Genomic DNA, 24,636 nt, shown 5'->3' with positions numbered 1-24,636 from the left:
ACACCGAGAGGAGGACCGGCCATGGGGAAGCGGCAGGGGTCCGATCCGGCCGTACGCCCGGTCGGCGAGGACCACCGCGCGACGCCGTTCGAGCTGTTCTTCGACCTCGTCTACGTCTTCGCGACGACCCAGATCACCGCCTACCTGGCCCACGAGCACAGCCCGTACGGTGTCCTGCGGGGTCTGCTGGTCCTCGCCCTGCTGTGGGGCACGTGGTCCGGCTACACCTGGCTGGGCAACCACTCCCGTGCCGACGAGGGCCTGCTGCGGGCGGGAATGGTCGGCGCGATGGCGGCGATGTTCGTGGTCGCTCTGGCCGTTCCCGAGGCCTGGCGGGACGCTCCGGGCGGCCTGCCCGGACCGGTCGTCCTGGTCTGCGCCTACCTGCTCGTCCGGTGGGTGCACCTCGCGGTCTACGCGGTGGCCGCGACCGGGGACGCCGGGTTGCGGCAACAGATCGCGGTCACCTGGCCGCCCCTGCTGGTCGGCGCGGCGCTGCTGCTCTGCGGGGCGCTGTTGGGTGGCTGGGCCCAGGTGCTGCTGTTCGGTGTCGCGTTGCTGGTGGACTGGGCCGGCATCTACCTCACGGCCCGGCGCGGCGCCTGGCGGCTGCACAGTCCGGCGCACCTCACCGAACGGCACGGCCTGTTCGTCATCCTGGCCCTCGGTGAGTCCACTGTCGCGATCGGGGTGGGGGCCGCCGGCCAGCCCGTCGGCGTGCCGCTGCTGACCGCCGCCGTCCTCGGCGTCGGCACCGCCGTCTGCCTGTGGTGGCTGTACTTCGACGTGGTGGCGCCCGCGGCCCGGCGTCGCCTCGTCGCCGCGCACGACGCCGCCCGGGTCAGCCTGGCCGTTGACGCGTACACCTACGGTCACTTCCCCCTGGTCGCCGGGATCGTGCTCACCGCGCTGGGGGTGGAGGGTGTGGTGGCCAACGCCGACGAGACCGGGCCGTTGGGTGCCTTCTACGCCCTGTCCCTCTACGGCGGCGCGGCCCTCTACCTGGCCGGTCACCTGCTGTTCGAACGGCTCGTGCACCGCGCGACGAGCCTGCCGCGTCTGGTGACGGCAGGTGTGCTCGCCGCCGCCGGTCCCGCTGCCGCCGTGCTCGCGCCGATGGCCGGCCTGGCCGGGCTGGTCGCCGTCCTGACCGTCCTGATCGTCGTCGAGACCCGCCGGCACCGTCGGAATCCACGTCCGTCGGTCATGTCGGGCGACGTGGCGGCGGTCGTCGGCGGACCGGAACCGCGCAGGATCGAGCAAGGAATCGCGAGGATCGAGATCGATATCGCCCCCGACAACTGATTACCTGAACTCTTCTTCCAAAAGACGCGATACCCGAATTCAATCAGCGGGAAGTGACGACGATGACCGATCAGACACACAGCACGATATCGCTGCTGGTGAACGACGTGACTCACCGGCTGTCGGTGGACAACCGTCGGACGCTGCTCGACGTGCTGAGGGACGACCTGGACCTCACCGGGCCGAAGAAGGGGTGCGACCACGGGCAGTGCGGTGCCTGCACGGTGCTGCGTGACGGCCGGCGGGTGGTCTCCTGTCTGATCCTCGCGGTCGCCGCCGATGCCGCCGCGATCACCACCGTCGAGGGGCTGGCCGTCGGGGGCCGGCTACAGCCGATCCAGGAGGCGTTCGTGCGCCTGGACGGCTTCCAGTGCGGTTTCTGCACCCCGGGGCAGATCTGCTCGGCGGTCGGGATGCTCGCCGAGCACGCGGCCGGCTGGCCGAGCGCCGTCACCGTCGACGACGCGCCGCACGCCGCGCCGGAACTGGACGAGGCGGAGGTGCGCGAGCGGATGAGCGGCAACCTGTGTCGCTGCGGGGCGTACCCGGCGATCGTCCGAGCGGTGGTCGAGACCGCCGCCCGGCCGGGGGTGGCGGGGTGAAGGAGTTCGCCTATCAGCACGCCACGCAGGTCCACGAGGCGCTCACGGCGGTCGCCCGTAACGCCGGCGCCCGGTATCTGGGCGGTGGCACCAACCTCGTCGACCTGATGAAGTGCGGGGTCGAGGAGCCGACCCGGTTGGTGGACGTACGGCGGCTTCCCCTCGACGGCGTCCAGGTGGCACCGGACGGCGGGCTGGTCATCGGTGCGACCACCACGAACAGCGACGCAGCCGCCCACCCCGAGGTGCGCCGCCGGTTCCCGGCGCTGGCCCAGGCCGTGTTGGCGGGCGCATCCGGCCAACTGCGGAACATGGCCACGGTGGGTGGCAACCTGTTGCAGCGGACCCGCTGCGGCTACTTCACCGACCTCTCCTCACCCTGCAACAAGCGGATCCCCGGCAGCGGGTGTGCCGCCATCGAGGGGGTGCACCACAACCACGCGATCCTCGGCCACACCGCGCACTGTGTGGCCACCCACCCCTCGGACCTGGCGGTGGCGCTCTGCGCCTTCGACGCGGTCGTGCGCTACGAGACGCTCGACGGCACCGGTGAGATCCCGTTGGAGCAGTTCTACCTGCCGGTCGACGACCGTCCGGACCGGGAGACCGCGCTGCCGCCCGGCGCGCTGATCACCGCCGTCGTCCTGCCCGGGTCCGCGCACACCCCTCGGTCGTGTTACCGCAAGGTCCGCGAGCGCGCGTCGTACGCCTTCGCGACGGTCTCCGTCGCCGCCGCGCTCGACATCCGCGACGGCGTGGTACGCGACGTGCGCGTCGCCCTCGGCGGTGTGGCGTCGCATCCGTGGCGGGCCCGTACCGCCGAGGCGGTGCTCCGCGACGCCCGGCCCACCGCCGAGCTGTTCCGCGCCGCCGCCGAGGCGGAACTGAGCACCGCCCGGCCCCTGCGCGACAACGGGTACAAGGTGGCCCTGGCGCGGAACCTCGTCGGGGCCGTGCTCGGTGGGCTCGCCGCAACGGAGGGAAACCGATGAGCACGAACCTCGACCCTGGTGCCGTCGGCGCTCCCCGCCCCCGGATCGAGGGTCCGCTGAAGGTCACCGGTGCCGCCCGCTACGCCGCGGACGTGCCGATGCCGGACCTGGTCCACGGCTGGATGGTGACCGCGCCCATCTCCCGGGGCCGGATCCGCGACATCGACACCTCGACCGCGCTCGGCATGCCGGGCGTGCTGGGGGTGCTCGACCACCGCAACGCGCCCCGGCTCAACCCCCGGGCCGGCAACTACTTCGGGCCGGACGGCAGCATGCAACTGCTCCAGGACGACGTGATCCCGTACGCCGGCCGGCCGGTGGCACTGGCGGTGGCCGAGACGCCCGAGCAGGCCAGGGCGGCAGTGGCGGCGCTGCGGGTGACCTACGACGTCGAACCGCACGACCTGGACTTCAGCCTGGAGCACCCGGCCGCACGGCCGGGATCGACCGCCTTCGGCCCGGAGGCGGACACCGGCGACGTCGACGCGGAACTGTCGAGGTCGGCGGTCGTGGTCAGCGAGCGTTACCGCACTCCGGAGGAGAGCCACAGCGCCCTGGAGCCGCATGCCGCGACCGTGTGGTGGGACGGGGCCACGTGTACGCCGTGGACGCCAACCAGGGTGCGTTCAGCGTGTCCGAGGTTCTGGCCGCGCTGTGGTCCATCGACCGGGAGCGGGTGCACATCCGCGCCGAGCATGTCGGGGGCGGCTTCGGCGGCAAGGGCGCCTGCGGCCCGCAGGTGATCCTCGGGTCGATGGCCAGTGAGCGGTTCGGACGCCCGGTGCGGGTCGTCATGACCCGGGCGCAGGTCTTCGAGGCGACCGCGTCGCGGCCCCCGACGGACCAGCTGGTGCGCATCGGCGCCGACGCCGACGGCCTGCTGCGTGCCATCCACCACCGGCCGGCGTACGCCCTCTCACCGCTGGCCGAGTACATCGAGTGGTGCACCGAGCAGGCCAAGATCCTGTACGCGGCACCGGCGATCCGCACGCAGCTCACCGCCGTGCCCCTCGACATCCTGCCGCCGGCCTCGATGCGCGGGCCGGGCGCGACACCCGGCTCGTTCGCCCTGGAGTCGGCGATCGACGAGGTGGCGGAGCGGCTCGACCTCGACCCGCTGGAGTTGCGCCTGCGCAACCAGCCCGTGGTCGGGCCCGTGTCGGGGTTGCCCTTCAGCAGCCGCCGCCTGGTCTCCTGCCTGCGGGAGGGCGCGCGCCGGTTCGGCTGGGCCACCCGCGACAGGCGTCCCCGTGTCCGGCGCGAGGGTCCGCTGCTGGTCGGCACCGGTCTGGCCGCCACGTCGTTCAGCGCCGGGGTGTTCCCGTCGACGGCCTCGATCACGGCCGAGGCGGACGGGACGTTCACGGTGTCGGTCGGCGCGAGTGACATCGGCACGGGTGCCCGTACCGTGCTGACGGCGGTCGCCGCCGACGCGCTCGGGGTCGGCACGGAGCGGGTCCGCATCCGGATCGGCGACAGCGACCTCGGCATGGCCTGGGGCGCGGGCGGCTCCCGGGGCACGACGTCCTGGTCCTTCGCCATCATCGAGGCCGCCAGGGAACTGCGGACGAGGCTGGGCGACCCGGCCCGGCCGGTGACCGCGACGGTGGACACCACCACGATGATCGACTACCAGCCCGGCCGGGAACGGCAGACCTACAGCGCCGTCTTCGCGGAGGTAACCGTCGACCCGTCGACCGGCGAGGTACGGGTACGCCGCCTGCTCGGCATGTTCGCCGTGGGCCGGGTGATCAACCCGCTGCTCGCCCGTAGCCAGGTGATCGGCGGAATGATCATGGGGCTCTCCATGGCCCTGCACGAGGAGACCGTGCGCGACCCGCGCACCGGCAGGCAGACCAACGGCGACTTCGCCGGCTACCACGTCGCCGCCCACGCCGACGTGCCCGACGTCGAGGCCGACTTCGTGCCCGACTACGAGCCGCAGGACCCGTCGGGGTTCAACGGGCTCGGCGAGATCGGCACGGCCGGCACCGCAGCGGCGATCGCCAACGCCGTGTGGCACGCCACCGGCACCCGCCAGCGGATCCTCCCGATCCGCCTCGACCGGGTACTGGAGCCCGCCGACCCGGGCGCACCCGATGCTGCGTGAGGTCTGGTCGTTCGTCGACGCCCACCGCCGGGCCGGACGCCCCGTCGCCCTCGCCCGGCTGGTGGCCCGCGACGGCCCGGGAGCACGGCCACTCGGATCGACGATGGCCGTCGCGGCGGACGGCACCTGGCGCGGCTCGGTGTCCGGGGGCTGCGTGGAGGCGGTCGTCGTGGAGGCCGCCCGCGCGGTCCTCGCCGGAGCGGCGGCGCACGTGCTGCCCGTGACGCCGGGGGAGTTCCTGCTGCCGTGGGAGGAAGCGCCCGCCTGCTCCGCCACCATGCAGGTGCTGGTGCTGCCCGCGCCACCGCCGCCGGTGCACGACGCGATCACCGTGGCGTTACGGCGGGACAGACCCCTCGCGGTGGGCGTCGGACTACAGCCGCCGTACCGGTGGTCGGTGGCCCCGACCAGGGCCCAACTTCCCGACAGTCAACCGACGTACGTCGAGGAGCTGCCGCGCCGACGGCGACTGGTGCTCACCGGAGCGACCGACCTGGCCGCGGTGGTGGCCACCCTGGCGGAGTCACTGGACCTGGCGGTGTCCGTCATCGACCCACGGCCCCTCCACGTCGGGTCCGGGGCGCTGCCGGCCAGCGTCCGGCTGGTGCGCGCCTGGCCTGGCGAGTGGCTGACCCACCACCCACCCGGACCCGGCGACGCCGTGGTCGCGGTGAGCCACGACCCCCGTATCGACGACCAGGCCATCCGCGCGGCACTGGCCGGCGGCGCGGGACACGTGGCGGCCCTCGGCAGCCGGGCCACCCACACCCAGCGCCTGCGACGCCTCGCCGGCACACCCGGCCTGGACCGGCTCGCCGGCCCCGCCGGACTGGACCTGGGCGGCGCGTCGCTGGCCGAGGCGGCCCTGTCCATCCTCGCCGAGGTGGTCGCGGCGGGAAACGGTCGGGCCGGCGGCCGACTGCGCGACTCCCGGCTCCCCATCGGCGTCCACGCGACGACGACGGCCCATGGTTGACGCCCGGCCACCGGTCGGCCGGACACCCCCTCCCCACGACCTCAGCCGCCCCAACAGGTCGACGGACGTCCCACGGGCGGGGACGAACCCGGACAGCGCGGCGAACTCCGTCGCCGGACTGGTCCTGGCCGCCGGGGCGGGACGCCGCTACGGAGGACCGAAGGCACCGGTGTTCCTCGGGCAGGCGCTCCGCGCGCTGCGCGACGGGGGGTGCGACCCGCTCGTCGCGGTCCTCGGCGCCGGCGCCCACCAGGCCCGGTCGGCCGTCGACCTGGCGGGCGTCCACGTCGTCGACAATCCGCTCTGGGCCGCGGGAATGTCCTCGTCGTTACGGCTCGGCCTGAACACGGCCGCCGGCCTGCCCGGGATCTCCGCCGTGTGCGTGCACCTGGTGGACATGCCCGGGGTCACCGCGGCGGCGGTGGCCCGGCTGCTGACCCACACGCACCCGGGCTGCCTGGTCCGCGCCTGCTACGACGGCGAGCCGGGCCATCCGGTGCTGCTGGGCCGCGACCACTGGGCGCAGGCAGCCGCGACCGCGCGGGGCGACCAGGGTGCGCGGGCCTACCTGCGCCTGTGGGCCGACCAGGTGAGTGTCGTCGAGTGTGCCGACGTGGCCGCCGGCTACGACATCGACGAGCGGTAGGGACGGTTCCCCTGCCGTCAGGGGTCCGGGTGCCCTTCCGCGCTCGGTCCACACCCCGGTGCCGCCGGGTGGGGGAGCCCGGTCGACGGCATCGCGCTGTCCGGCTCGCCGGGTCCGCTGTTGACTCTCCAGTGGCTTGAGACGTCAGGGTGGTGGTCATGGACGAGTGGTTGTCGATCGGTGAGGTGGCCCGGCGTACGGGCCTGAGTGTCAGCACCATCCGGTTCTATGCCGACGAGGGCGTCGTCGCGCCCGCCGGACACACCGGGGCCGGGTACCGGTGCTACGACGCGCGGGGCGTGGCGGCCCTCGAACTGGTGCGTACGCTGCGGGACCTGGGCGCGGGGCTGGACGAGATCCGTCGGTTGCTGGCCGAGGAGATAACGGTGCGGGACCTCGCGACCGCCCATCTGGCGCTCGTCGAGCGGCAGCTGGGGCGGTTGCGTACCCGGCGTGCCGTGCTGCGGGCGGTGGTGCGGCAGGACAGCGAGGCCGGGCAGGTGGGTCTCGTGCACCGGCTGGCGTCGATGTCCGACGACGACCGTGAGCAACTCGTGGAGGAGTTCTGGCGCGAGGTCACCGACGGCCTCGACATGGGGGAGTTCGTCGACCACCTGCGCCCGCGGCGGCCCCGGCTACCGGAGGACCCCACCGGTGGGCAGCTCGACGCGTGGATCGAGCTGGCCGACATGGTGCGTGACGCCGGGTTCCGGCGGGCGGTCCGCCAGTACTTCGGTGAGACCTTCGCCGACGCGGCGGACCACGGGCGGGACGACCCGTCGACGCAGGCGCAGATCGCGGAACAGGTCGAGATCCTCGCGCAGGCCAGGGCCGCGTCCGGGGCCGGCGTACCTGTCGACTCCCGCGAGGCCCGGCAGTTGGCGACGCGGTGGGTGGCGCTGACCGGCAGTCTCTGCGGCGAGCGGGACCTGACCGAGGTACGGCGGCAGGTCGTCGCCGCCGACCCCGGGCCGCAGGTGGCCCGGCACGTCGAGCTGCTCGGCAGGTACCACGCGCTGACCGCCACCATCAACGGCGCACCGCAGCCCCTGGTGCAGGCCCCGGCGTCCACCTGGCTGCACGCGGCCGTCGCCGCGCTGCCCTGACCGGGCGGGACGTACAGGCGCCAGGGGCGCGTGGGAACCGGCGCGGGGCGTCGCCTGCCTGGCTATTCTGTGGCACGTCGTGACGGGCTCGGCTCGCACCAGGAACCCACCAGAAGGCGACCACCGTGACAGCCACCCCACGCCAGGACGCCCGGCCGGCGACGGTGATGGCGCACGTGGTCCTGGCTGTGTCGACGGTGCTCGCCCTGGCGGGCAACCGGTACTACGGCGCAGCCGGGTGGCAGATCCTCGCCGCGGCGGGCGCCGCCGTCCTGCTCCACGGGACGGCCGTGGTGTCCCGCCGCCGGCCGTGGCCGGGGTACGCGACCGCCGCGCTGGGCATGCTCGTCCTGGCCACGATCTCCTCTCCGAGCTGGTCGGCGATCCTGCTGCCGTCGGCCCTGTGGTTCCCCGTCACGTTGTGGCGGCTGACCGGCCTCGTCCCGGTCAGGTCCTCGGTGGTCGCGCTGGCGGTTGCCGTGCTCGGGATCGTCGTCACCGAGCTGGTGGCCTGGGGCCGGTTGCCCCCCGGGATCCCCGGCTGGACCCTCCTGGTCGAGGGCGGGCTGCTGACGCTCGTGGTCGGCGGGGTGTGGGGTGCGGCCCTGCTGGCGCGTCGGCGGCGCGAGGCGGGCCGGCGGGCCGAGAGCGGACGGCTGGCTGCGGCCGTCGCGGACGAGCGGGCCAGCATCCGCCGTGACCTGCACGACGTGATCGCCCACACGGTCACCGTGATGGTCGCGCGGATCGAGGCCGCGGCGGTGACGACGACGGACCCGGCGACCCGCCGTGAACTCGGCGACATCGCCGAGGCGGGCCGGGACGCCCACCAGGGTCTGCGGGCGATGCTGGCCACCCTCGGGCCGGCCACCACGGCGTCGCGCGCCGGTGCCCGGCGCGACCAGGTGCCGATCTCGCTGGACGCCGTCGCCGACCTGGTGGCCGCGGCGGCCAGCCCGCTGCACGCGGTGACGTTCGCGGAGGTGGGCCCGCGGCGACCGCTGAGCCTGAGCGCCGAGGTGGCGGCGTTCCGTACCGTGCAGGAGGGCGTCACCAACGCGCTGCGGCACCTCGAACCGCCGGTCGAGGTGACCGTTCAGCTCCGGTGGGGCCCGGCCGAGCTGGAGGTGGAGGTACGCGACGACGGCGGCTCGGCGCTCCGCGCCCCCGGTGGCTCGGCGCTCCGCGCCCCCGGTGGCTCGGCGCTCGGTGCCGCCGGCGGCCGCGGCACCGGCCTGCTGGGCGTCGGGGAACGCGTGCGCGCCGCCGGGGGCACCCTGTCGGTGACGCAGGGGGACGACGGATGGGTGCTGCGAGCGCTGCTGCCCACGAAGGAGGGGGCATGACCAGGATCCGGGTGATGCTCGTGGACGACCAGGAACTGTTGCGGACCTCGTTGCGTACGGTCCTGTCGGCCGACGGACGCATCGAGGTCACCCACGACGTCGCCAACGGCAGGGACGCGGTCGAGGTCGTCCGGCGGCACCGTCTCGACGTGGTGCTGATGGACATCCGCATGCCGCGCATGGACGGGGTGGCCGCCACGGCGGAGATCGTCCGGATCGCACCGGCGACCCGGGTGCTCATGCTGACGACGTTCGACGACGACGAACTGGTGGTGGCCGCCATCCGGGCCGGCGCGAGCGGCTACCTGACCAAGGACGTCCGGCCCGCCGTCCTGGCGCAGGCCGTGTGTGACGTGGCCGCCGGGACGTCGGCGCTGGCCCCGGGGGTGGCGGCGACGGTCCTCGACCTCGTCCGGCAGGTGCCGACGCGCCGGACGCGGGCGCTGGACGGCCTCACCCCGCGCGAGGTCGAGATCTTCGGCCTGCTCGCCCGGGGCAGGTCCAACGGCGAGATCTGCGCGGAACTGGTGCTGAGCGAGAACACGGTGAAGTCGCACGTCCGGGCCGTGCTGCAGAAGCTGGACCTGCGTGACCGCGTACACGTGGTGATCCACGCGTACGAGAACGGGCTGGTCGGTCGGCACGATCTGCCCGGCTGACATTTCACTCTGCCGGGTGGTGCCGGCTCACCCCGTGGTGTGATGACCGTCGGTGACGGCCTGCCTAGGTTCGACGTCATGCCTCTCCAACGTCTGCGTTCTCCCCGGGTGACCTGCCTGTCCGCCGTCGCCGCTGTGCTCGTCGCCGTACTGTTCGGCTCGGCGACGCCGGCCCACGCCACCGGCAGGGGGCTGGTCGACGACTACCGTTCCGCCTACGCGACGCCGGGGATCGCGGCGGCCGTGATCGACGGCTCGTCGGTCGAGACGACCGTCCGCGGCCGGGACGGGGACGGGGACGCGGTGACGACCGGGACGTCGTTCCGGATCGCCTCGATGAGCAAGTCGATGACGGCGACAGCGGTCATGCTGCTGGTCGACCGGGGCCGCGTCGTGCTGGACGACCCGGTCGTCACGGTCCTTCCTGAATTCCGGATGGCCGATCCGCGCTTCACCGCGATCACCGTGCGGCACCTCCTCAGCCATACCTCGGGCCTGTCGAGCAGCACCAACAACGACTACGTGTTCCCGCCTCCGCGCGACGCGCGGCAGGCCGTGGCCCGGCTGGCCGACGAGACCCTGGCCGCCGATCCGGGCAGCGAACCGGTCTACCACAACACCAACTTCACGATCGCCGCGAGGATCGTCGAGGTGGTGTCGGGCCGGCCCTTCGACGAGTTCCTGCGTGCCGAGCTGTTCACCCCGCTGGGGATGACCCACACCCGCTCGACGCCGGGATGTTCCGATCGCGCCGAGGGGCTGCCGTCCGGGTACGAGGTCGTGCTCGGCTTCGCCGTCGCGGTGCCGGAGATGCCGGGGACGTGCGCCGGCAACGGCGGGGTGATCTCGACCCTGGACGACATGGTGCGGTGGCTGCGGTTCAACCAGGGCGGCCCCGGCGCCGGCCTGCTCAGCGCCGCCGCCCTGACCGAGCTGCACACCGTCCAGCCCGGGGCCGGCGACTACGCCCTGGGCTGGCAGGCCCGCCCGGCCGCCGCCGGCGTCCCGCCGACGATCGGCCACGGTGGGACCCTGGCGACGTGGACCGGGGACATGGTCTTCTCGCCCACCACGGGCAGGGCCGCCGTCGTCCTGACCAACAGCGTCGGCGCGCCCGGCGAGCTGTCGGCCAACCTGCTCGCCGAACGGACCGGGACACCGACGAGGCCGATGAGCAATCCGCTCGACACCGTGAACGCGGTCCTGCTCGGGCTCACGGTGGTGCTGGCGGCGCTGCTGGTCACCGCGGTCGTCCGGGCGCGCCGCTGGGCCGTCCGACGCCGTACGACGCGACGACCGCTGCTGATCCTGCGGCTCGTGCCCCTGACCCTGGCGACGGTGCTGGGTGCGACGCTGCCCGCGGTGCTGCCGATCCTGCTCTTCGGCGCGACCTTCGACGTCGGGTACTGGATCGTCTTCGCCTGGCTGCTGCCGCTGCTGCCACTGCTGTCCCTGGTCAGCTGTGTGCTGGGGGCGGTCGCGCTCGCCCGTCGCCTCTGGTGCCTGCGCCACGCCGGTCAGACGGCCGCCGCCGGGGACGGCGCTTCGGCGACCGGGCCGACGACGGCGTGACCACCGCGGGCGGGGCTAGGAGTCGTCCGTTCCGTGGCGCAGTTGGGTGAAGGCCCGGTCCGCGTCGGCGACCGCCTCGGGCTGGACGTCGCGTGCGGTCCGCCCGTCGGCGATCTTGCGCCAGTTGGTCCGGGCAAGTACGCGGTGTACCGCGATCACCTGGGCGGCCTGGAGCCGGCCCTCGATGCCCCGGTCGAGGACGGCGGCCAGCGCGTCCTCGTCGTCGAGCGTGTACTGCACGAGTCGTCCCGCCAGGCTCGGTGTGTCGAACACCAGCCGGTGGAACGCCACCACCTCGGGTTGGTCGTTGAGGCCGGTGACCGGCTCGAAGCGGTCGAGACCGGCCCGGAAGTGCCGGTGCAACGCCGTCATCGGCGCGGTGTCGGGCCGGCGGTCGCGTACCACCCGGGCGGCCTCGCCCTGGTGGTCGGCGAACCGGTGCAGGATCAGGTCTTCCTTCGTCGCGAAGTAGCGGAACAGGGTCGGCTTCGACACCTCGGCCGTCGCGGCGATGTCGGACACCGACACCTGGTCGAAGCCGTGCGTCAGGAACAGCGAGATCGCCACGTCGGCGATGACGTCCCGGGTCCGCGCCTTCTTGCGGGCCCGCAGCCCGACCCGTTCGACCATGCCGTCAGGGTAACATTCGTTACCGGGTTGCATTTCTAACTCGGTAACGCTTCGATGAAGGTCATGACGCAGGCAGACACCCACCGCACCCCCGCGGCCGACCGCGGGGGTGCCCCGGCACCGGCCGACCGGCCGCCGGTGCTCGTCACCGGGGCGACCGGCCGGGTCGGACGCCACGTGATCGACCTGCTCACCGACGCGGGCGTGCCGGTCCGCGCCCTCGTGCGCCGCTCCGAGTCGGCCGCGACGCTGCCCGCCACCGTCGAGGTCGTCACCGGCGACCTCACCGTGCCCGCGTCACTCGACGCCGCGCTGCACGCCGTCAGCACGGTCCTCCTGGTCTGGACCGCCCCGCCGCAGACCGCGGCGGCCGTCGTCGACCGGCTGGCCGCCCACGCACAGCGCATCGTCCACCTGTCCGCGCCGCACCGCACCCCGCACCCGTTCTTCCAGCAACCGAACCCGATGGCGGCACTGCACGCCGAGGTCGAGCGGCTCATCACCGGCACCGGACTCGGCCTGACGGTCGTCCGGCCGGGAATGTTCGCCTCGAACGCCCTGCTCTGGTGGGCCGCCGCGATCCGTGCCGGCAGCCCGGTCCGGTGGCCGTACGGGGCGGCCGAGACGGCACCCGTCGACGACCGTGACGTGGCGGCGGTCGTCGCGCGGACGCTGACCGAGGAGGGACCCGCCGGTGGCGACCACGTCCTGACCGGCCCCGAGTCCCTCAGCCAGGCCGAGCAGGTGGGCATCATCGGTGACGTCCTGGGCCGCCCGGTCGCGTTCGAGGAACTGTCACCCGACGAGTTCCGGCGCGGGGCCCCGCAGGCCGCGCGCCCGGCGGTGGACATGCTCCTGAACGCCTGGAAAGCCGCGCTGGGACAACCGGCGTACGTCACCTCCGGTGTGGCCGAAATCCTCGGCACGCCCCCACGGACGTTCCGGCAGTGGGTCGTCGATCACGCCGCAGCGTTCACCGCAGGCCCCCACCCGACGAACTGATCCACGCCGCCGGGTCGCAGCAGTCGAGGCGCCGCCCCGGGCGGGCGACGGCCGCGTACCCCGTCCGGGCGGCAGGGGTGGGGCTGATGCCTGGCAGCGGCCGTCGACGGTGGGCGAAGATCGGTATGTTGCTCGGATTTCACGGTCGGGCGGGGTGATCGCCCTCGCCGAAGCCGCGCCGGTAACGGTCCGGGCTGGTGTGCAGGATGCGTTGGAAGTGGGCGCGCAGGGCGGTCGCCGAGCCGTGACCGCTGCGCTCGGCGACGGCTGGCACAGGTAGATCGGTGGTTTCCAGGAGGCGGCGGGCCAGGTTCAGGCGGCGGCTCTGCAGCCAGGCCAGGGGCGTGGTGCCGGTCTGTTCACGGAAGCGGCGGGTCAGCGTGCGGGTACCCAGCCGGGCGTGGCGGGCGATGTCGGCGACCGTGAGTGCCTCGGCGGCGTGCTCGTCCAGCCAGGCCAACGTGGGTGCCAGTGTCCCCGTGGTGCCTGCCGGGACATGGTCGACGAACTGGGCCTGGTCGCCGTCGCGGCTCGGTGCCATGACGACGAAACCGGCCGTACGGGCGGCGACTGCTGCGCCATGGTCGCGGCGTACCAGGTGCAGGCACAGGTCGAGGCCGGCCGCGACCCCGGCCGAGGTGAAGACCCGGCCGTCACCGGTGAACAGCGACGCCGCGTCCACCTCGACCGCCGGGTGCCGGCGGCGCAGATCGGCCGCGGCCCACCAGTGGGTGGTGGCACGGCGTCCGTCGAGGAGCCCAGCCTGGGCGAGGACGAACGCCCCGGTGCAGATCGAGACGGTACGCGCGCCCCGGGCGGCCGCTGCCCGCAGCACGTCGAGCACCGCCTTCGGAGCCTGCCAGGGCATGGCCACGCCGGGCACGACGATGGTGTCGGCCTCGCGGGCCGCGTCCAGCTCGTAGGGCGCCTCGATCCGGTAGTGGCTGATCCCGGACACGCTGGTCCGCACGGCCGGGCGCTGGCCGCAGACCCGGATCTCGTACGGGTAGCCGCCGTCGGCCAGCCGGGTGCTGCCGAAGACCTGGCACGGGACGGCGAGGTCGAACCCGACCACGCCGTCGAGCGCCAGCACCGCGACGACGTGAGGATCAGCGGCCACGGACCGTCCACACGGTGCCCCGCGGCTCGAACTCGAGTACACCGGCGATCATCAGGGCGAAGTCCGGCCCGAACTCGCGGGCCAGCACGTGCAACGCGAGGTCGATGCCGGAGGTGCTGCCGGCCGAGGTGATCAGGTCGCCGTCGTCGACCACCCGGGCGTCCTTGAGCACCGCGCCGCTGTCGGCGAGCTGGTCGCGCACCGTGTGGTGGGTGTTGCACGGTCGTCCGCGAGTGAGGCCGGCGGCGGCCAGCAGCAGTGCCCCTGTGCAGACCGAGCTGACCACCAGCCCGCGGCGGGCGGCCGCCGCGATGCTGCGCGGCAGCTGGCCCTTCTTGATCTCGTGGGCCACGCCGGGCTCGTCGGGGCCGGTGGGTCCGCCGCCGGGTACGAGCAGCAGATCGGTGTCGTCGGTCGACCACCCCTGGCTGACGACGACCCTGGTGCCGCCGAGGGCGTCGACCGTCCGGGGAACCGTGCCGGTGACGTAGTCGACGGTGACGGCTCCGCCGCTGGCGAAACCGGCGATCGTGAACGCCTCGTTGGGCCCGATGAAGTCCTGCTCGGCCACACCGTCGAAGAGCACCATCCGTACTCGGAAGGGCCGGGCCGGCGACCATCGGCGGCCCGCGGTGGCCGGGGTGGCAAGGACAGTCGTGGTGAGGGTGCCGGCTGCGGCAGCACTGAGGATGGTCCTGCGTTGCATGCGATCACTCCCGTGGTCGGTGGTGTGACCAGTTCACCCGCCGGACCGCCGCCGGGAAAGTGGCCCGAGCGTCAACCTCCGCCCGCTTCCTGCCCGGCCACCGGGTACAACCCTCCCGGTTCATCAGTCGCTCACGCCGGCCACGGAGTTCCCCGCCCGGACCGTCCGGCGCGGCACCGGTGTCGCCGTCGCCGTCGACGGGTGCGGTCGAAGGGCGGATGGTGGTGATCAGGTGTGCCAGGAGACGGCGGATTCCGCTTTCGGGGACTCCGACGCGAGAAGGGCGAGCAGCTTCTCGATGCGCTCCGTGCCCGGCTGGTGGCCGGTACGGGCGTGCGACTGTGCCGCCAGCAGTGCGCTGCGCCGGGCGGCGGCCACGTCACCAGCCCGGAACTCGGCCGCGGCACGGGCGGCGAGCGCCCGGCCTTCGAGCAGCCGATAGCCGCACTGCCGCGTGACGGACAGCGCCGCGTGGCACCAGGACGGTGCCGTGGGCTCGTCGATTTCGGCGAGGCTGACGGTGATGTCGGCCTCGATGTACCGGTCCGCGGTGGTGCGGGCGGTTCGCAGGGCGTCCAACAGGGTGCCGGTCCTCCTCTCGACGATGCCCAGGATGTGGAGGGCGAGCGCTTCGACCCGGGGCTCGGCCGGTGCGCGCGCCATGTCGAGCGCCTGCCGGGCGAGGCGGGCCGCGTGCGGATGGTCGCCGCGATCGCAGTGGACCCGGGCCAGCGCGCACAGGGTGGTGGCCCGGCCCCGGCTGCCCGTCTGCTCATGCAGTTCCAGTGCCTCGGTCAGCGTCCGTAGCGCGTCGTCGGACCGGCCGAGCAGGTGGTGGACGACGCCCAGGTTGCTCAGGATGAGTGCCCGGCTGGAGGTCGCCCCGCCCTGGTGGGCCAGGGTGAGCGCCGCGTGGTGGTGGTCGGCGGCTTCGCGGAGCCGTCCGAGGTCGGCGCAGACCAGTCCGAGATTGTTGTGGTTGACGGCGACGCCCGCGGTCCGGCCGTTGCGCCGGTTGAACTCCAGCGCCTGCTCCATGACCCGCAGGGCTTCGACCGGCTGGCCGGTCATCCGGAATACCGGGCCCAGGTTGCCCAGCGCGGCTGCCTCGCCGTCGTGCCATCCCGAACGGTTCGCGCAACCCAGCGCCAGCCGGTAGTCGTCGATCGCCTCGGGGAACCGTTCGAGTCGCCAGTGCAGGGCGGCGAGACTCAACCGGGCCGCCGCCTCGGCCTGCTCGTGCCGGTCGGCCCGGGCCGCGGACAGACCGATCCCCGCGACCTCGGACCATTGCGTGGTGTGCAATCCCAGCCACAGGTATCCGCGCAGCGCGTCCGCCAGCGACCAGGCGAAGGCGTGCAGGCCCTGGTGCGCCGCATGGCGTACCACGGCGACGAGGTTGTGCCGGTGCGCGTCGAGCCAGGCGAGGGCGTCGACGTGGGTGGCGAACCGCATCGGTGGGCCGGCGGGCGCGGGTAGCTGCGTGGGCACCCGCAACACCTGCGGATACAGCCGGTCGGCTGCGGCGTACACGCTGAAGAGGTACCACGACAGCAGGTCGACCAGGGTCTCCCGGTTGTCCTCAGTCGTCGCCAGCTCGGTCACGTACCGGCCGAGCAGGTCGTGGGTGCCGAAGTGACCGGGTGTCCGCTCCTGTGCCAGGTGCGCGTCGGCGATCCGGGACAGCATGTCCGCCGCCTCGCCGGCGTCACAGCGGAGCATCGCGGCGGCGGACTCCGCTGTCACCTCGCAGCCGGGCACCAGGCCGAACAGTCGGAACAGCCGCTGGAGCCGCGGGGGCAGAGTCTGGTAGGAAACGGCGAACGCCGAACGCACCGCGATCTGTTCGTCGTCATGGACGGTCAGCATGGTCAGCGGGTCGCCCGCCCGGAATCGCGCGAGGTACCCGCTGACCCGCTCGTGCGGGCGGCCGTGCAGGTCCGCTGCGGCGATGCGCAGGGCCAGCGGCAGGCGTGCGCAGTCACGGGCCAGTTCCGCGAGAGCGTCCCGCTGCCCGGCGACCCGTTCCGCGCCGATGACGCGGGTCAGCAGCTCGGTGGCCTCCTGCGGCGCGAGCACGTCCAACGACAGCCGCTGCGCGTCGTTCCGGGCGGCCAGCCCACCGAGGCGGTCGCGGCTGGTCACGATCACCAGGCAGCCGGCGCCGCCGGGCAACAGGGGCCGCACGTGCGCGGTGTCGCGGGCGTTGTCGAGCAGGATCAGCACCCGCCGGTCGGCGAGCACGCTGCGGTAGAGATCCGTCGCCTCGTCGATGTCGTCCGGCACCCGGGTGGGCGGCACGCCGAGCGCGCGCAGGCAGCGTGACAACGCGTCCAGCGGCGCTGTCGCCGCGCCGGGCGAGTAGCCGCGCAGGTCCAGGAAGAGCTGCCCGTCGTCGAAGAGCGGCCGTACCCGGTGCGCCCACCGCACCGCCAGCGCCGTCTTGCCCACCCCGGCCGTCCCGATGATCGCGACGACCGCCAGGGCGCCGTTGTCCCGCGCCCGGCTGAGCATCGTGTCCATCGTGGCGAGGGCGTCCCCCCGGCCGGTGAAGGTGGCCAGACCGGCGGGCAGTTGGGCGGGCCGCGGACCAGATCCGGTCTCCCGGACCGGTGGGGCGGGCGTGCCCGGCGCAAACTGTTGCCGCAACACCCGCACGTGGGCCTCCGCGAGCTGCGGTCCCGGCTCGATGCCCAGCTCGTCGGCGAGGAGGCGGCGGATCCGCTCGAACACCCGCAGCGCCTCGGCCTGGTGCCCCGATCCGGCCAGCGCCGTCATCAGCCGCGCGGCCAGACCCTCGTGCCACGGGTTCGCGGTGACCAGCTCGCGTAACGGCGCCACCGCGGCGGCGTGCCGACCGAGCGCGAACTCGGCATCGAACAGATCCTCGGACGCGACGAGCCGCTTGTCGTGCAGGCCGGCGGCGGCCGCCGGCACGAACGCGGCGGACGCGCCCGCCAGTGCCGGCCCCCGCCACAACGCCAACGCCTGGCGCAACAGGGTCGTGGCCCGCTCGTGCTGGCCGGAGCCGGCGTGCCGACGCGCGGTTTCGGTCAGTCCGGAGAAGACCACCACATCCAGGTCGTCGCCGCCCAACTCGAAGCGGTAACCCCCGGAGTCCGAATGGATTGTTTCGGGTATACCGGCCGCGCGGGTCAGTTGGCGCAACCGGGAAACGCAGACCTGGACCTGTGCCCGTGCGCGGGTGGGCAGAGCCCCGCCCCACAGCGCCTCGGCCAACTGTTCCGCCGACACCACCACGTTGGCGTTGAGCAACAGATACGCCAGCACCGCGCGTTGCTGGGGTCGCCCCAGCGGCACTCGCTCGCCCCGCACCACGGCCTCGACCGGGCCGAGCAAGCGCCATGTCATCCGGCCCCCACATCGATGTATCGAACATGATTCTATGTGCCGCCGCCAGGGCGGCTATCGGACGGCTAGCCGATGGCAAGCGGGGCCGCGCAGCCTGATGGAGCCGGGCGGACGGCCCGGAATCCGAGATAAAGGAGCTTCAATGGGACGAAGAATCCGCGCGGTTCTCCTCGCGGTGACGGCGCTCAGCATGGTCGTCGCATCGTCAGGGGTCGCGCAGGCGGGTGCGTCGCCGCAACCGTCGCAGCCGGCACTGCGCGACGCACGGGCCGCCGCAGTGGCGTCGAACGGACTGGGCCCCGCCGCGAAGGGCGGGATCGGCACCGCAGCGGCGTGGTTCACCGGCACCGTCGCGGCCGGCGGCACCCAGGGCTGGACCTGGACCAACGCCCCGGCCGACGCCGCCTACGTGGTCGGCTACAACCCGGCCGGCGCCACCACCTCGGCCACCTGCCAGTTCGAGACGATCAGCACCCGGTACGTCCAACTGTTCAGTGGGGAGCGGCAGTTCCAGTTCACCCTGAAGAACGTCGGCTCGATCGCCTGCGGTGCGACGGTGCAACTCGCGGCGGTGACCAGCACGTCCCTGGTCTCGACCGGCGGCGTCAACCCCGGTGGCACCCAGACGCACCTGTGGAACGTCCCCTGGAACACCATCTGGGTGGCCGGTCTCAATCCGAGCGGCGCCACGAGCTCGGCGGCCTGCCAGTTCCAGGTGACGCGCATCTGGACCGTGCAGCCGGGCAGCTCGCTGCGGCAGATCTGGGTGGAGGTCAAGAACGTGGGGACCGTCACCTGCCAGACCGACATCCGGCTCGGCTCCACCACCATCGGGTCGCAGTTCACCATCGGAACCGTGGGCGGCGGCGGCACCTGGTCCACGACCTGGAACAACGCGAATCCCGTCACCTCGGCCTACGTGATCGGCCCGTCGCCCCAGGGCAGCGCCCCCACCTACTGCCAGTTCGAGGTCACGCGCGTGGTCTACGTCCAACGCATCAACAGTGACGGCTCCTCCCAGCGCCAGATCGCGATGTGGTTCAAGAACCTCAGCACGGTCTCGTGTGGCGGGCTCGCCTACCTGCAGACCATCGCGGCCTGATCCCGCACCCGTCCCCGCGGTCACCGTGCGACGACCACCGTCGTCGCACGGTGACCGCGCCCCTTTCCGTCGCCACTCGTGTCCGGGCTCCGGGCGGACTGCTCCGCCGGGGCACCGGTCCGGGCCCGTCACCGCACGAACCTGGTCGGCGGCGGCTGCCCACCTGACACCTAGCGGCGCAGCCAGGCCCGGACCGCGCTGTCGGCACCGACGATCAGGTAGTCGGCCCGACGGTCACCGTTCAGGTCGGCCAGGCGGACCTGGTCGCCGGAGGCTCCGATGCCGGTGGCGATCTCCCCCGCGAGGGTCCACCCGCCGGCGGGATCGTTCAGCCAGGCCCGCACCCGGCCCGCCTCGTCGACGGCCAGGTAGTCGGCGCGGCGGTCACCGTTGACGTCGGCGAAGCGGACCTCGGCATCCGTGACCCCCACCCCGGTGGCGATCAGGCCCAGATCGCCCCAGGGCGCCCCGGAGCCGCCGCGGTTGTTGTGCCAGGCCCGCACCCGGCCTGCGGCGTCGACCACCAGGTAGTCGGCCTTGCGGTCACCGTCCACGTCGGCGAAGCGCACCTGCGAACCGGCGACGCCCACCCCGGCCGCGATCTCGCCCACGGAGTTCCAGACCCACCGGCCGTTGCCGTCCTTCCCGCCGTTGAGCCAGGCCCGGACCCGGCTGGAGTCGTCCACGACCAGGTAGTCGACGCGGCCGTCACCGTTGATGTCGGCCAGCCGCACCCGGTCACCGGTCGACCCCACCCCGGGTGCCGCGATGCCCTGGTAGACCCAGCCCCAGTTCTGGTCGCCGTCCCGGCCGGCGTTCAGCCACGCCGCGATCCGGCCGGTCTCGTTCACCACCAGGTAGTCCTCGCGGGCGTCCCCGTCCAGGTCGGCGAACCGTACCTGGGCCCCGGGCACGCCGGCACCGGGAGCGACCGTTCCCTGCCACGCCCACCGGTCGACACCGCTGAACCGGTCGTTGAACCAGGCGGTGATCATGCCGTTCTCCCGGATCGTCAGGTAGTCGGCCCGGCCGTCCCCGTTGATCTCGGCCATGGCGACCCCGGACCGGGCCACCCCGACACCGGAGGCGATCTCACCCTGGTACTTCCACCCGCCGACGCGGGTGGCGAAGTCGTTGAGCCAGGCCTTGATCCGACCGGCGTCGTCGATGAAGAGGTAGTCGTCGCGGCCGTCGGCGTCGAGGTCCTTGAGCACCAGCCCGTCCCGGGTGACTCCGGCGGCGGCGGCGACCTGTCCCTGACCGACCCAGGCCGACCCCGTGCCGCCCCGGTTGTTGAACCAGGCCGTGACCGTGCCCTGGTCGTCGACCACGAGGTAGTCGTCGCGGCCGTCGCCGTCCAGGTCGGCGAACCGCACCCGGTCCCGGGTGGTGCCGACACCGGTGGCGACGACGCCCGCCCCGATCCAGCGTGAGCCGGTACCGGGCTGGTAGTCGTTGATCCACGCGCTGACCCGCCCGGCGTCGTCGACCACCAGGTAGTCGGCCTTGTGGTCGCCGTTGAGGTCGGCGAAGCGTACCTGGTCGCGTGTCGCGCCCACTCCCGAGGCGACGACGCCGGCGTACTTCCAGCCCCATCCGTTCGGTCCCGGAGCGTTCAGCCAGCCCGAGACCTGGCCGCCGGCGTCGACCACGAGGTAGTCGTCGCGGCCGTCACCGTCCAGGTCGGCCAGCCGGACGTGGTCCCGGCTCGCCCCGACGCCGGAGGCCACCACGCCGGCCCAGTTCCAGCCGTCGTCGCCACCATCGCCCGGCGACGGCGTCTCGGCGGCACACGCCTTGGCGGTGCCGGACACCGTGGCCGGCGGGGCGATCCAGTGCTCGTGTAGCGCGTCGCCGATCGCCGCCCGCCACGCGGCGGCCATCTTGGCGAATCCGGCGGCGTTCGGGTGGAGGTTGTCGGTCATGTCGGCCGCGGTCACGGCGGACATGTCGACCGTCCGTACGTACCTGCCCTGCGCGCGCAGGTTCGCGACGATCCCCGGGATCTGCCGGTTGTAGTCCTGCACCCGCGCGTTGACGGCCGGATCTTTGGACAGGATCAGGGTCGCCACCAGCACGGTGGTCTCCGGGGCCTGGTCGAGCACGTCCTCGATCAGCGCGCGCAGGCGCTTCGGGGCACCCTCGGCGCCCTCGGAGCTGCGCATGTCGTTGGTGCCGATGTGCAGGGTCACCACGTTCGGGCGGTAGGACGGGATCGAACAGCTCGTCGCCAACTTGTCGATCTGGTCGATCCGCCAGCCGGGGTGACCCTCGTGGTCGGGGTCGGCGAAGTCGCCCTGGCGCATGGAGCCGACGAAGTCGAGCGAGGTCGTCACCGACTGGAGGGAGTCGAACAGTTCGCGCCGGTACCCGTTGTTCCCCGCCGCGCCGACGCCGTAGGTGATGGAGTCGCCCAGCGGCATCAGCCGCAGGTCGGTGCTGGGATTGGAGCGTGGCGGCAGCCGGGTGGGGCGCGGCGACGGGTCACGGTCCGGCGGCGTCGTCGGCCCCGGGCCCGGGGCCGGGCTCCGCGGACCGATGCGCCAGCGTTGGGAGTGGCTGTCGTCGCAGACGGCGGCGACAGCCGGGGCCTCGGCCCGGTCCGAGGCCTCCAGGCACAGGTGGGTGGCCTCGTTGCGGAACGTCACCTCGGTCGGGAGGCCCGGGTCGTCCGGTTGGGAGTCGGCGATGTACTCCACCCGCCAGCGGTGCCCTTCGCCGTCGTTGGTGGATCCCGGGTCGTCGCAGCGGTAGACCACCGCCTGCTTGGGCTGCACGTCGTCGTCGCTGCGGTAGACGTCGAGGCAGTCCTCGGTGGCGTGCTCGGGCCGCAGCCGGACGAGGTTGTCCGCCGGGTCCACGGTCTCGAGCCGCCAGCGCTGGTTGCTGACGTCCCGGGGCGGATAGGTGATCACGGGGGAGTCGTCCCCCGACAGTCCCCGGAAGACGTCGAGGTAGCTGCCGGAGGTGACGGACTGGATCGTCTGGTTGGTGAGCGTCGTCTCCCACTGGCTCTCGGGGATGCGGGCGGCGACCTCCCAGATCCGCTGCGGCCTCTTGTCCGGGTCGCAGTACTCGGTGACCATCGGCTGGCCGTCGAGCTCGGGCATGCTGAGGCAGGCGTCCGGGTAGGAGACGTTGCGCCACATGGCCGGGCCGCCCTCCGCCGGCGGGTCCTCGATCGCCCACCGGGCCCCCGGGTCGTCGCAGTCCACCGGCAGCACCGGGTTCAGCGTCCGGTCCTCCAGCGGCTTCGCCATGCCCACGCACTGTTTCGTGCGGCGGTTGCGCAGGACGTTCCAGAAGTCCTCGGCGAGCAGGTGCTCGAACACCTGGTTCTCGTTGTTCTGCCGCCGGTAGGCGACGAAGGTGCCGTTGGCGGTCTGATCCAGGAACTCGCCGTGATCGCTACGGATCAGCACCGGGTTGACGTGGATCGGTCGGAGCGGCGCCGGCAGGGTGCGTACCGTGTTGTAGTAGACTGGGCGGTGGTCCGAACGCGGCGTGTCGGGCGACCAGGCGACGAAGTTCAGGCCGGGGACGTTGCTGATCGCGTAGTCGAGTTCGCTCCGGCTACCCGTGCGGGAGTCGACGTGGGTCCACTGTCCGGTGCGGATGAGGTTCTCGTTCGGCTCGAGGTGCAGGCTCAGGTCCCGCGCCTCCTGGGTGGTGCGGTTGATGATGTTGACGTTGTAGTCACCGGCGATCACGTAGGTCTGCCCGGGCCCCATTCGGGCCCGCGCCCGGGCCAGCAGGTCCTGTACGTCGCTGCCGCGGGCGTGGACGTTGAAGTACCAGACGTTGCCGAACCGGAGCCCCAGCAGCGGACGGAAGCGGTAGGCGTCCGGGTCGCCGGTGACAGGGTCCGCCCGGAAGCGGGGGTTCTCGATGACCATCACGTCGTCGGCGGGCTGGTCGGTGATCGTGACGAGGTTGACCCGGCCGCCCTCCCAGAGCATCACGTTGGTGCGTTCGATCCACTGCGGGTCGGTCTGGAGGAAGTAGACGTGGTGGAGGTCGCCGCGTGAGGAGCCATCAGAGGCCCACCGGGAGTGCTGTACGTACTGGACGCCGCGGGGCACGCTCGGCCGTCGGATCGGTATGTCCTCCACTTCCCCCTCGAAGGGAACGGGAAGACTCGGTCCGGCCTCCTGGATCATGACCACCGGGAAGCGGGCCGCCATGTCGGCGACATGGTGCTTCCACCGGTTGCCGTTGTCGCTGCCCTGCATGTTGTAGCTGACGAAGGGCGACACGCCGTTGGGGTCGACGGCGTGTGCCGGCGCGCCACCGCCGATCGCCACGGCGAGGCCGGCCAGCAGGGCGGCGACCATACCGCCCGCCAGACTGCGACGGGAGAACCCGTTCCGCCGGCCGGTTCGGGCCGACACCGATGGACGCTGGGACGACGACATGGACGCCTCCGCCTGCCGGGCCGGTCACGGACGGCCACCCGCTCGGCGCTCCTGCGCCGTCAGCGGGGAAGGCGGACGGCACAGGGCCGGCGCGGTTCCCTGCCGCCGGAGAGCGTATCGCCCGTCGGGTGGTCAAGCTGACCCGCAAAGCTCGGCTCCGTGGTTGAAACGGACCACGGCGACCGGGCCGTCCGCCGATCCCGTCGTCGGGGCTGGCCGGGAGCCGGCGAGGCTACGCTGCAACGAACGTGACTTCGATGAACCCGAACCTCACTCGGTGAAGCGGGGCCGGCAGCGAAGCGTGGACCGTCGTTACCATCCCGTCCGGTACGGCTCCGCCACAATGGACGCAGCGCCAACTACTCCGGAGGGACCCCGGTGAAACGCCGACTTCTGTCCGTACTGACGATCGCGGCTGTCAGCCTCGCCAGCATGGCCGTGGTGGCCGCGCCGGCCCATGCCAGCGACGCGCCCGGCTTCGTCTGCAACCTGACGCAGAACACCTGGCTGCGGGCCGCACCGCACGGCTATGTCCTGCGTACCCTGACCGCCGGTCGAGGGTTCCGCGCGCACGCGGGCTGGGGCGAGGACGACGACAACTGGGTCTACGGCCACGGCGCCGAGGACCCGTCGCTGGATGGCTGGGTCCCGCTGGGCAACACCACCTGCTGAACGGGCACGATCGGGCGGATCTTCCAGGGCCAGCCGGTCGGCTGCTCGCAGTTGCGGGTCGAGCCGCCCGGCGGAGTCGATGACGAGCTCGATGGTCACGACCTGGGACGGCCCCGAGGCGGGTTGACCACGAAGCCGCACCTCGCCTGTGGACAGGGCCGCAAGCCGTTGCCAACGGTGCTCACCGCCGGACAACGCGGGGACAGCCCCTTCCGGAAGACAGCACAGACGAGGATGGTGTGACCCTTGCCTCACCATCGACCAGTCCCTATGGTTGATGGAAAGCGCTTTCCCCGTCCCAAG

Annotated in this window: 18 protein-coding genes and 2 pseudogenes; 15 read left to right on the top strand and 5 right to left on the bottom strand. The window is 72.9% G+C overall.

Annotated features, from left to right (window positions below; genetic code table 11):
* Positions 1-21 precede the first annotated feature (21 nt).
* From B5D80_RS15600 to B5D80_RS15555, 11 genes and pseudogenes are all read left to right on the top strand, one after another.
* On the top strand, positions 22-1,305 hold the full coding sequence (locus B5D80_RS15600; RefSeq protein WP_088644597.1) for a low temperature requirement protein A: 1,284 nt from the start codon (positions 22-24) through the stop codon (positions 1,303-1,305).
* A gap of 62 nt (positions 1,306-1,367) precedes the next feature.
* Positions 1,368-1,907 carry a 2Fe-2S iron-sulfur cluster-binding protein gene (locus B5D80_RS15595; RefSeq protein WP_088644596.1) on the top strand — a complete coding sequence of 180 codons (540 nt, stop codon included), beginning with the start codon at positions 1,368-1,370 and terminating at the stop codon, positions 1,905-1,907.
* Positions 1,904-2,899 (top strand): FAD binding domain-containing protein, encoded by a 996-nt coding sequence (locus B5D80_RS15590; protein WP_088644595.1) that lies wholly within the window; start codon positions 1,904-1,906, stop codon positions 2,897-2,899. The genes B5D80_RS15595 and B5D80_RS15590 overlap by 4 nt, the downstream gene beginning before the upstream one ends.
* Positions 2,896-4,478, top strand: a pseudogene (locus B5D80_RS35115) (xanthine dehydrogenase family protein molybdopterin-binding subunit); the annotation flags it as partial. The gene B5D80_RS15590 and the pseudogene B5D80_RS35115, both read left to right, overlap by 4 nt.
* A gap of 42 nt (positions 4,479-4,520) precedes the next feature.
* Positions 4,521-5,009, top strand: coding sequence for a molybdopterin cofactor-binding domain-containing protein (locus B5D80_RS35110; protein WP_425437211.1), 489 nt, complete (start codon positions 4,521-4,523; stop codon positions 5,007-5,009).
* Positions 4,999-5,985: an XdhC family protein gene (locus B5D80_RS15580; RefSeq protein WP_088644594.1), complete on the top strand. Its 987-nt coding sequence runs from the start codon at positions 4,999-5,001 to the stop codon at positions 5,983-5,985. Before B5D80_RS35110 ends, B5D80_RS15580 begins: the two co-directional genes overlap by 11 nt.
* The gene (locus tag B5D80_RS15575) at positions 5,978-6,631 is read left to right on the top strand and encodes a nucleotidyltransferase family protein (protein WP_088644593.1); all 654 of its coding nucleotides are present in this window, start codon (positions 5,978-5,980) and stop codon (positions 6,629-6,631) included. Before B5D80_RS15580 ends, B5D80_RS15575 begins: the two co-directional genes overlap by 8 nt.
* Before the next feature lie 158 nt (positions 6,632-6,789).
* Positions 6,790-7,737: a helix-turn-helix domain-containing protein gene (locus tag B5D80_RS15570; RefSeq protein ID WP_088644622.1), complete on the top strand. Its 948-nt coding sequence runs from the start codon at positions 6,790-6,792 to the stop codon at positions 7,735-7,737.
* 125 nt (positions 7,738-7,862) lie between these two features.
* Positions 7,863-9,083: a sensor histidine kinase gene (locus B5D80_RS15565; protein WP_088644592.1), complete on the top strand. Its 1,221-nt coding sequence runs from the start codon at positions 7,863-7,865 to the stop codon at positions 9,081-9,083.
* Positions 9,080-9,742 carry a response regulator gene (locus tag B5D80_RS15560; RefSeq protein ID WP_211291513.1) on the top strand — a complete coding sequence of 221 codons (663 nt, stop codon included), beginning with the start codon at positions 9,080-9,082 and terminating at the stop codon, positions 9,740-9,742. Before B5D80_RS15565 ends, B5D80_RS15560 begins: the two co-directional genes overlap by 4 nt.
* Before the next feature lie 78 nt (positions 9,743-9,820).
* Complete coding sequence (locus B5D80_RS15555) at positions 9,821-11,314, top strand: serine hydrolase domain-containing protein (RefSeq protein ID WP_211291512.1); 1,494 nt, start codon at positions 9,821-9,823, stop codon at positions 11,312-11,314.
* Between the two features lie 15 nt (positions 11,315-11,329).
* Here the strand turns inward: B5D80_RS15555 and B5D80_RS15550 are convergent, their stop codons facing one another.
* Positions 11,330-11,944 (bottom strand): TetR/AcrR family transcriptional regulator, encoded by a 615-nt coding sequence (locus B5D80_RS15550; protein ID WP_088644590.1) that lies wholly within the window; start codon positions 11,942-11,944, stop codon positions 11,330-11,332.
* A 63-nt stretch (positions 11,945-12,007) separates the two neighbouring features.
* Between B5D80_RS15550 and B5D80_RS15545 the strand changes: the two genes are divergently transcribed.
* Positions 12,008-12,946, top strand: coding sequence for an NAD(P)H-binding protein (locus B5D80_RS15545; protein WP_211291511.1), 939 nt, complete (start codon positions 12,008-12,010; stop codon positions 12,944-12,946).
* A 139-nt stretch (positions 12,947-13,085) separates the two neighbouring features.
* Here B5D80_RS15545 and B5D80_RS15540 read toward each other — a convergent pair whose 3' ends face one another.
* The 3 genes from B5D80_RS15540 to B5D80_RS15530 all read right to left on the bottom strand — a co-directional run bounded on the left by B5D80_RS15540 (position 13,086) and on the right by B5D80_RS15530 (position 18,144).
* Complete coding sequence (locus B5D80_RS15540; RefSeq protein ID WP_088644589.1) at positions 13,086-14,066, bottom strand: GlxA family transcriptional regulator; 981 nt, start codon at positions 14,064-14,066, stop codon at positions 13,086-13,088.
* Positions 14,056-14,655, bottom strand: coding sequence for a DJ-1/PfpI family protein (locus tag B5D80_RS15535; RefSeq protein WP_245854611.1), 600 nt, complete (start codon positions 14,653-14,655; stop codon positions 14,056-14,058). Before B5D80_RS15535 ends, B5D80_RS15540 begins: the two co-directional genes overlap by 11 nt.
* A 345-nt stretch (positions 14,656-15,000) precedes the next feature.
* On the bottom strand, positions 15,001-18,144 hold the full coding sequence (locus B5D80_RS15530; RefSeq protein ID WP_088644587.1) for an AfsR/SARP family transcriptional regulator: 3,144 nt from the start codon (positions 18,142-18,144) through the stop codon (positions 15,001-15,003).
* A gap of 142 nt (positions 18,145-18,286) precedes the next feature.
* On the opposite strand from B5D80_RS15530, the gene B5D80_RS15525 reads away from it, so the two are divergent.
* Positions 18,287-19,246, top strand: a complete 960-nt coding sequence (locus B5D80_RS15525) for a hypothetical protein (RefSeq protein ID WP_144081685.1) — start codon at positions 18,287-18,289, stop codon at positions 19,244-19,246.
* Positions 19,247-19,416: 170 nt separating this feature from the next.
* Here the strand turns inward: B5D80_RS15525 and B5D80_RS15520 are convergent, their stop codons facing one another.
* Entirely contained in the window at positions 19,417-23,637 is a 4,221-nt protein-coding gene (locus tag B5D80_RS15520; protein ID WP_144081684.1) for an FG-GAP-like repeat-containing protein, read from the bottom strand.
* A 402-nt stretch (positions 23,638-24,039) separates the two neighbouring features.
* On the opposite strand from B5D80_RS15520, the gene B5D80_RS15515 reads away from it, so the two are divergent.
* Positions 24,040-24,333: a hypothetical protein gene (locus B5D80_RS15515; RefSeq protein ID WP_144081683.1), complete on the top strand. Its 294-nt coding sequence runs from the start codon at positions 24,040-24,042 to the stop codon at positions 24,331-24,333.
* A gap of 102 nt (positions 24,334-24,435) precedes the next feature.
* Positions 24,436-24,543: pseudogene (locus tag B5D80_RS32950) on the top strand (IS5 family transposase); the annotation flags it as partial.
* Between the last annotated feature and the right edge of the window lie 93 nt (positions 24,544-24,636).

Source organism: Micromonospora wenchangensis, assembly GCF_002210435.1.
Classification (GTDB): domain Bacteria; phylum Actinomycetota; class Actinomycetes; order Mycobacteriales; family Micromonosporaceae; genus Micromonospora; species Micromonospora wenchangensis.
Note: the sequence above shows the minus strand (reverse complement) of the source record. Positions and strands in the feature narration are given on the sequence as shown.

Coding starts and splice junctions, on each gene's coding strand:
- B5D80_RS15575 (WP_088644593.1), top strand. CDS start 5,978: ATGGTTGACGCCCGGCCACCGGTCGGCCGGACACCCCCTCCCCACGAC.
- B5D80_RS15550 (WP_088644590.1), bottom strand. CDS start 11,944: ATGGTCGAACGGGTCGGGCTGCGGGCCCGCAAGAAGGCGCGGACCCGG.
- B5D80_RS15535 (WP_245854611.1), bottom strand. CDS start 14,655: ATGGTGCTCTTCGACGGTGTGGCCGAGCAGGACTTCATCGGGCCCAAC.
- B5D80_RS15600 (WP_088644597.1), top strand. CDS start 22: ATGGGGAAGCGGCAGGGGTCCGATCCGGCCGTACGCCCGGTCGGCGAG.
- B5D80_RS15530 (WP_088644587.1), bottom strand. CDS start 18,144: ATGACATGGCGCTTGCTCGGCCCGGTCGAGGCCGTGGTGCGGGGCGAG.
- B5D80_RS15560 (WP_211291513.1), top strand. CDS start 9,080: ATGACCAGGATCCGGGTGATGCTCGTGGACGACCAGGAACTGTTGCGG.
- B5D80_RS15595 (WP_088644596.1), top strand. CDS start 1,368: ATGACCGATCAGACACACAGCACGATATCGCTGCTGGTGAACGACGTG.
- B5D80_RS15545 (WP_211291511.1), top strand. CDS start 12,008: ATGACGCAGGCAGACACCCACCGCACCCCCGCGGCCGACCGCGGGGGT.
- B5D80_RS15580 (WP_088644594.1), top strand. CDS start 4,999: ATGCTGCGTGAGGTCTGGTCGTTCGTCGACGCCCACCGCCGGGCCGGA.
- B5D80_RS15555 (WP_211291512.1), top strand. CDS start 9,821: ATGCCTCTCCAACGTCTGCGTTCTCCCCGGGTGACCTGCCTGTCCGCC.
- B5D80_RS35110 (WP_425437211.1), top strand. CDS start 4,521: ATGATCGACTACCAGCCCGGCCGGGAACGGCAGACCTACAGCGCCGTC.
- B5D80_RS15570 (WP_088644622.1), top strand. CDS start 6,790: ATGGACGAGTGGTTGTCGATCGGTGAGGTGGCCCGGCGTACGGGCCTG.
- B5D80_RS15525 (WP_144081685.1), top strand. CDS start 18,287: ATGGGACGAAGAATCCGCGCGGTTCTCCTCGCGGTGACGGCGCTCAGC.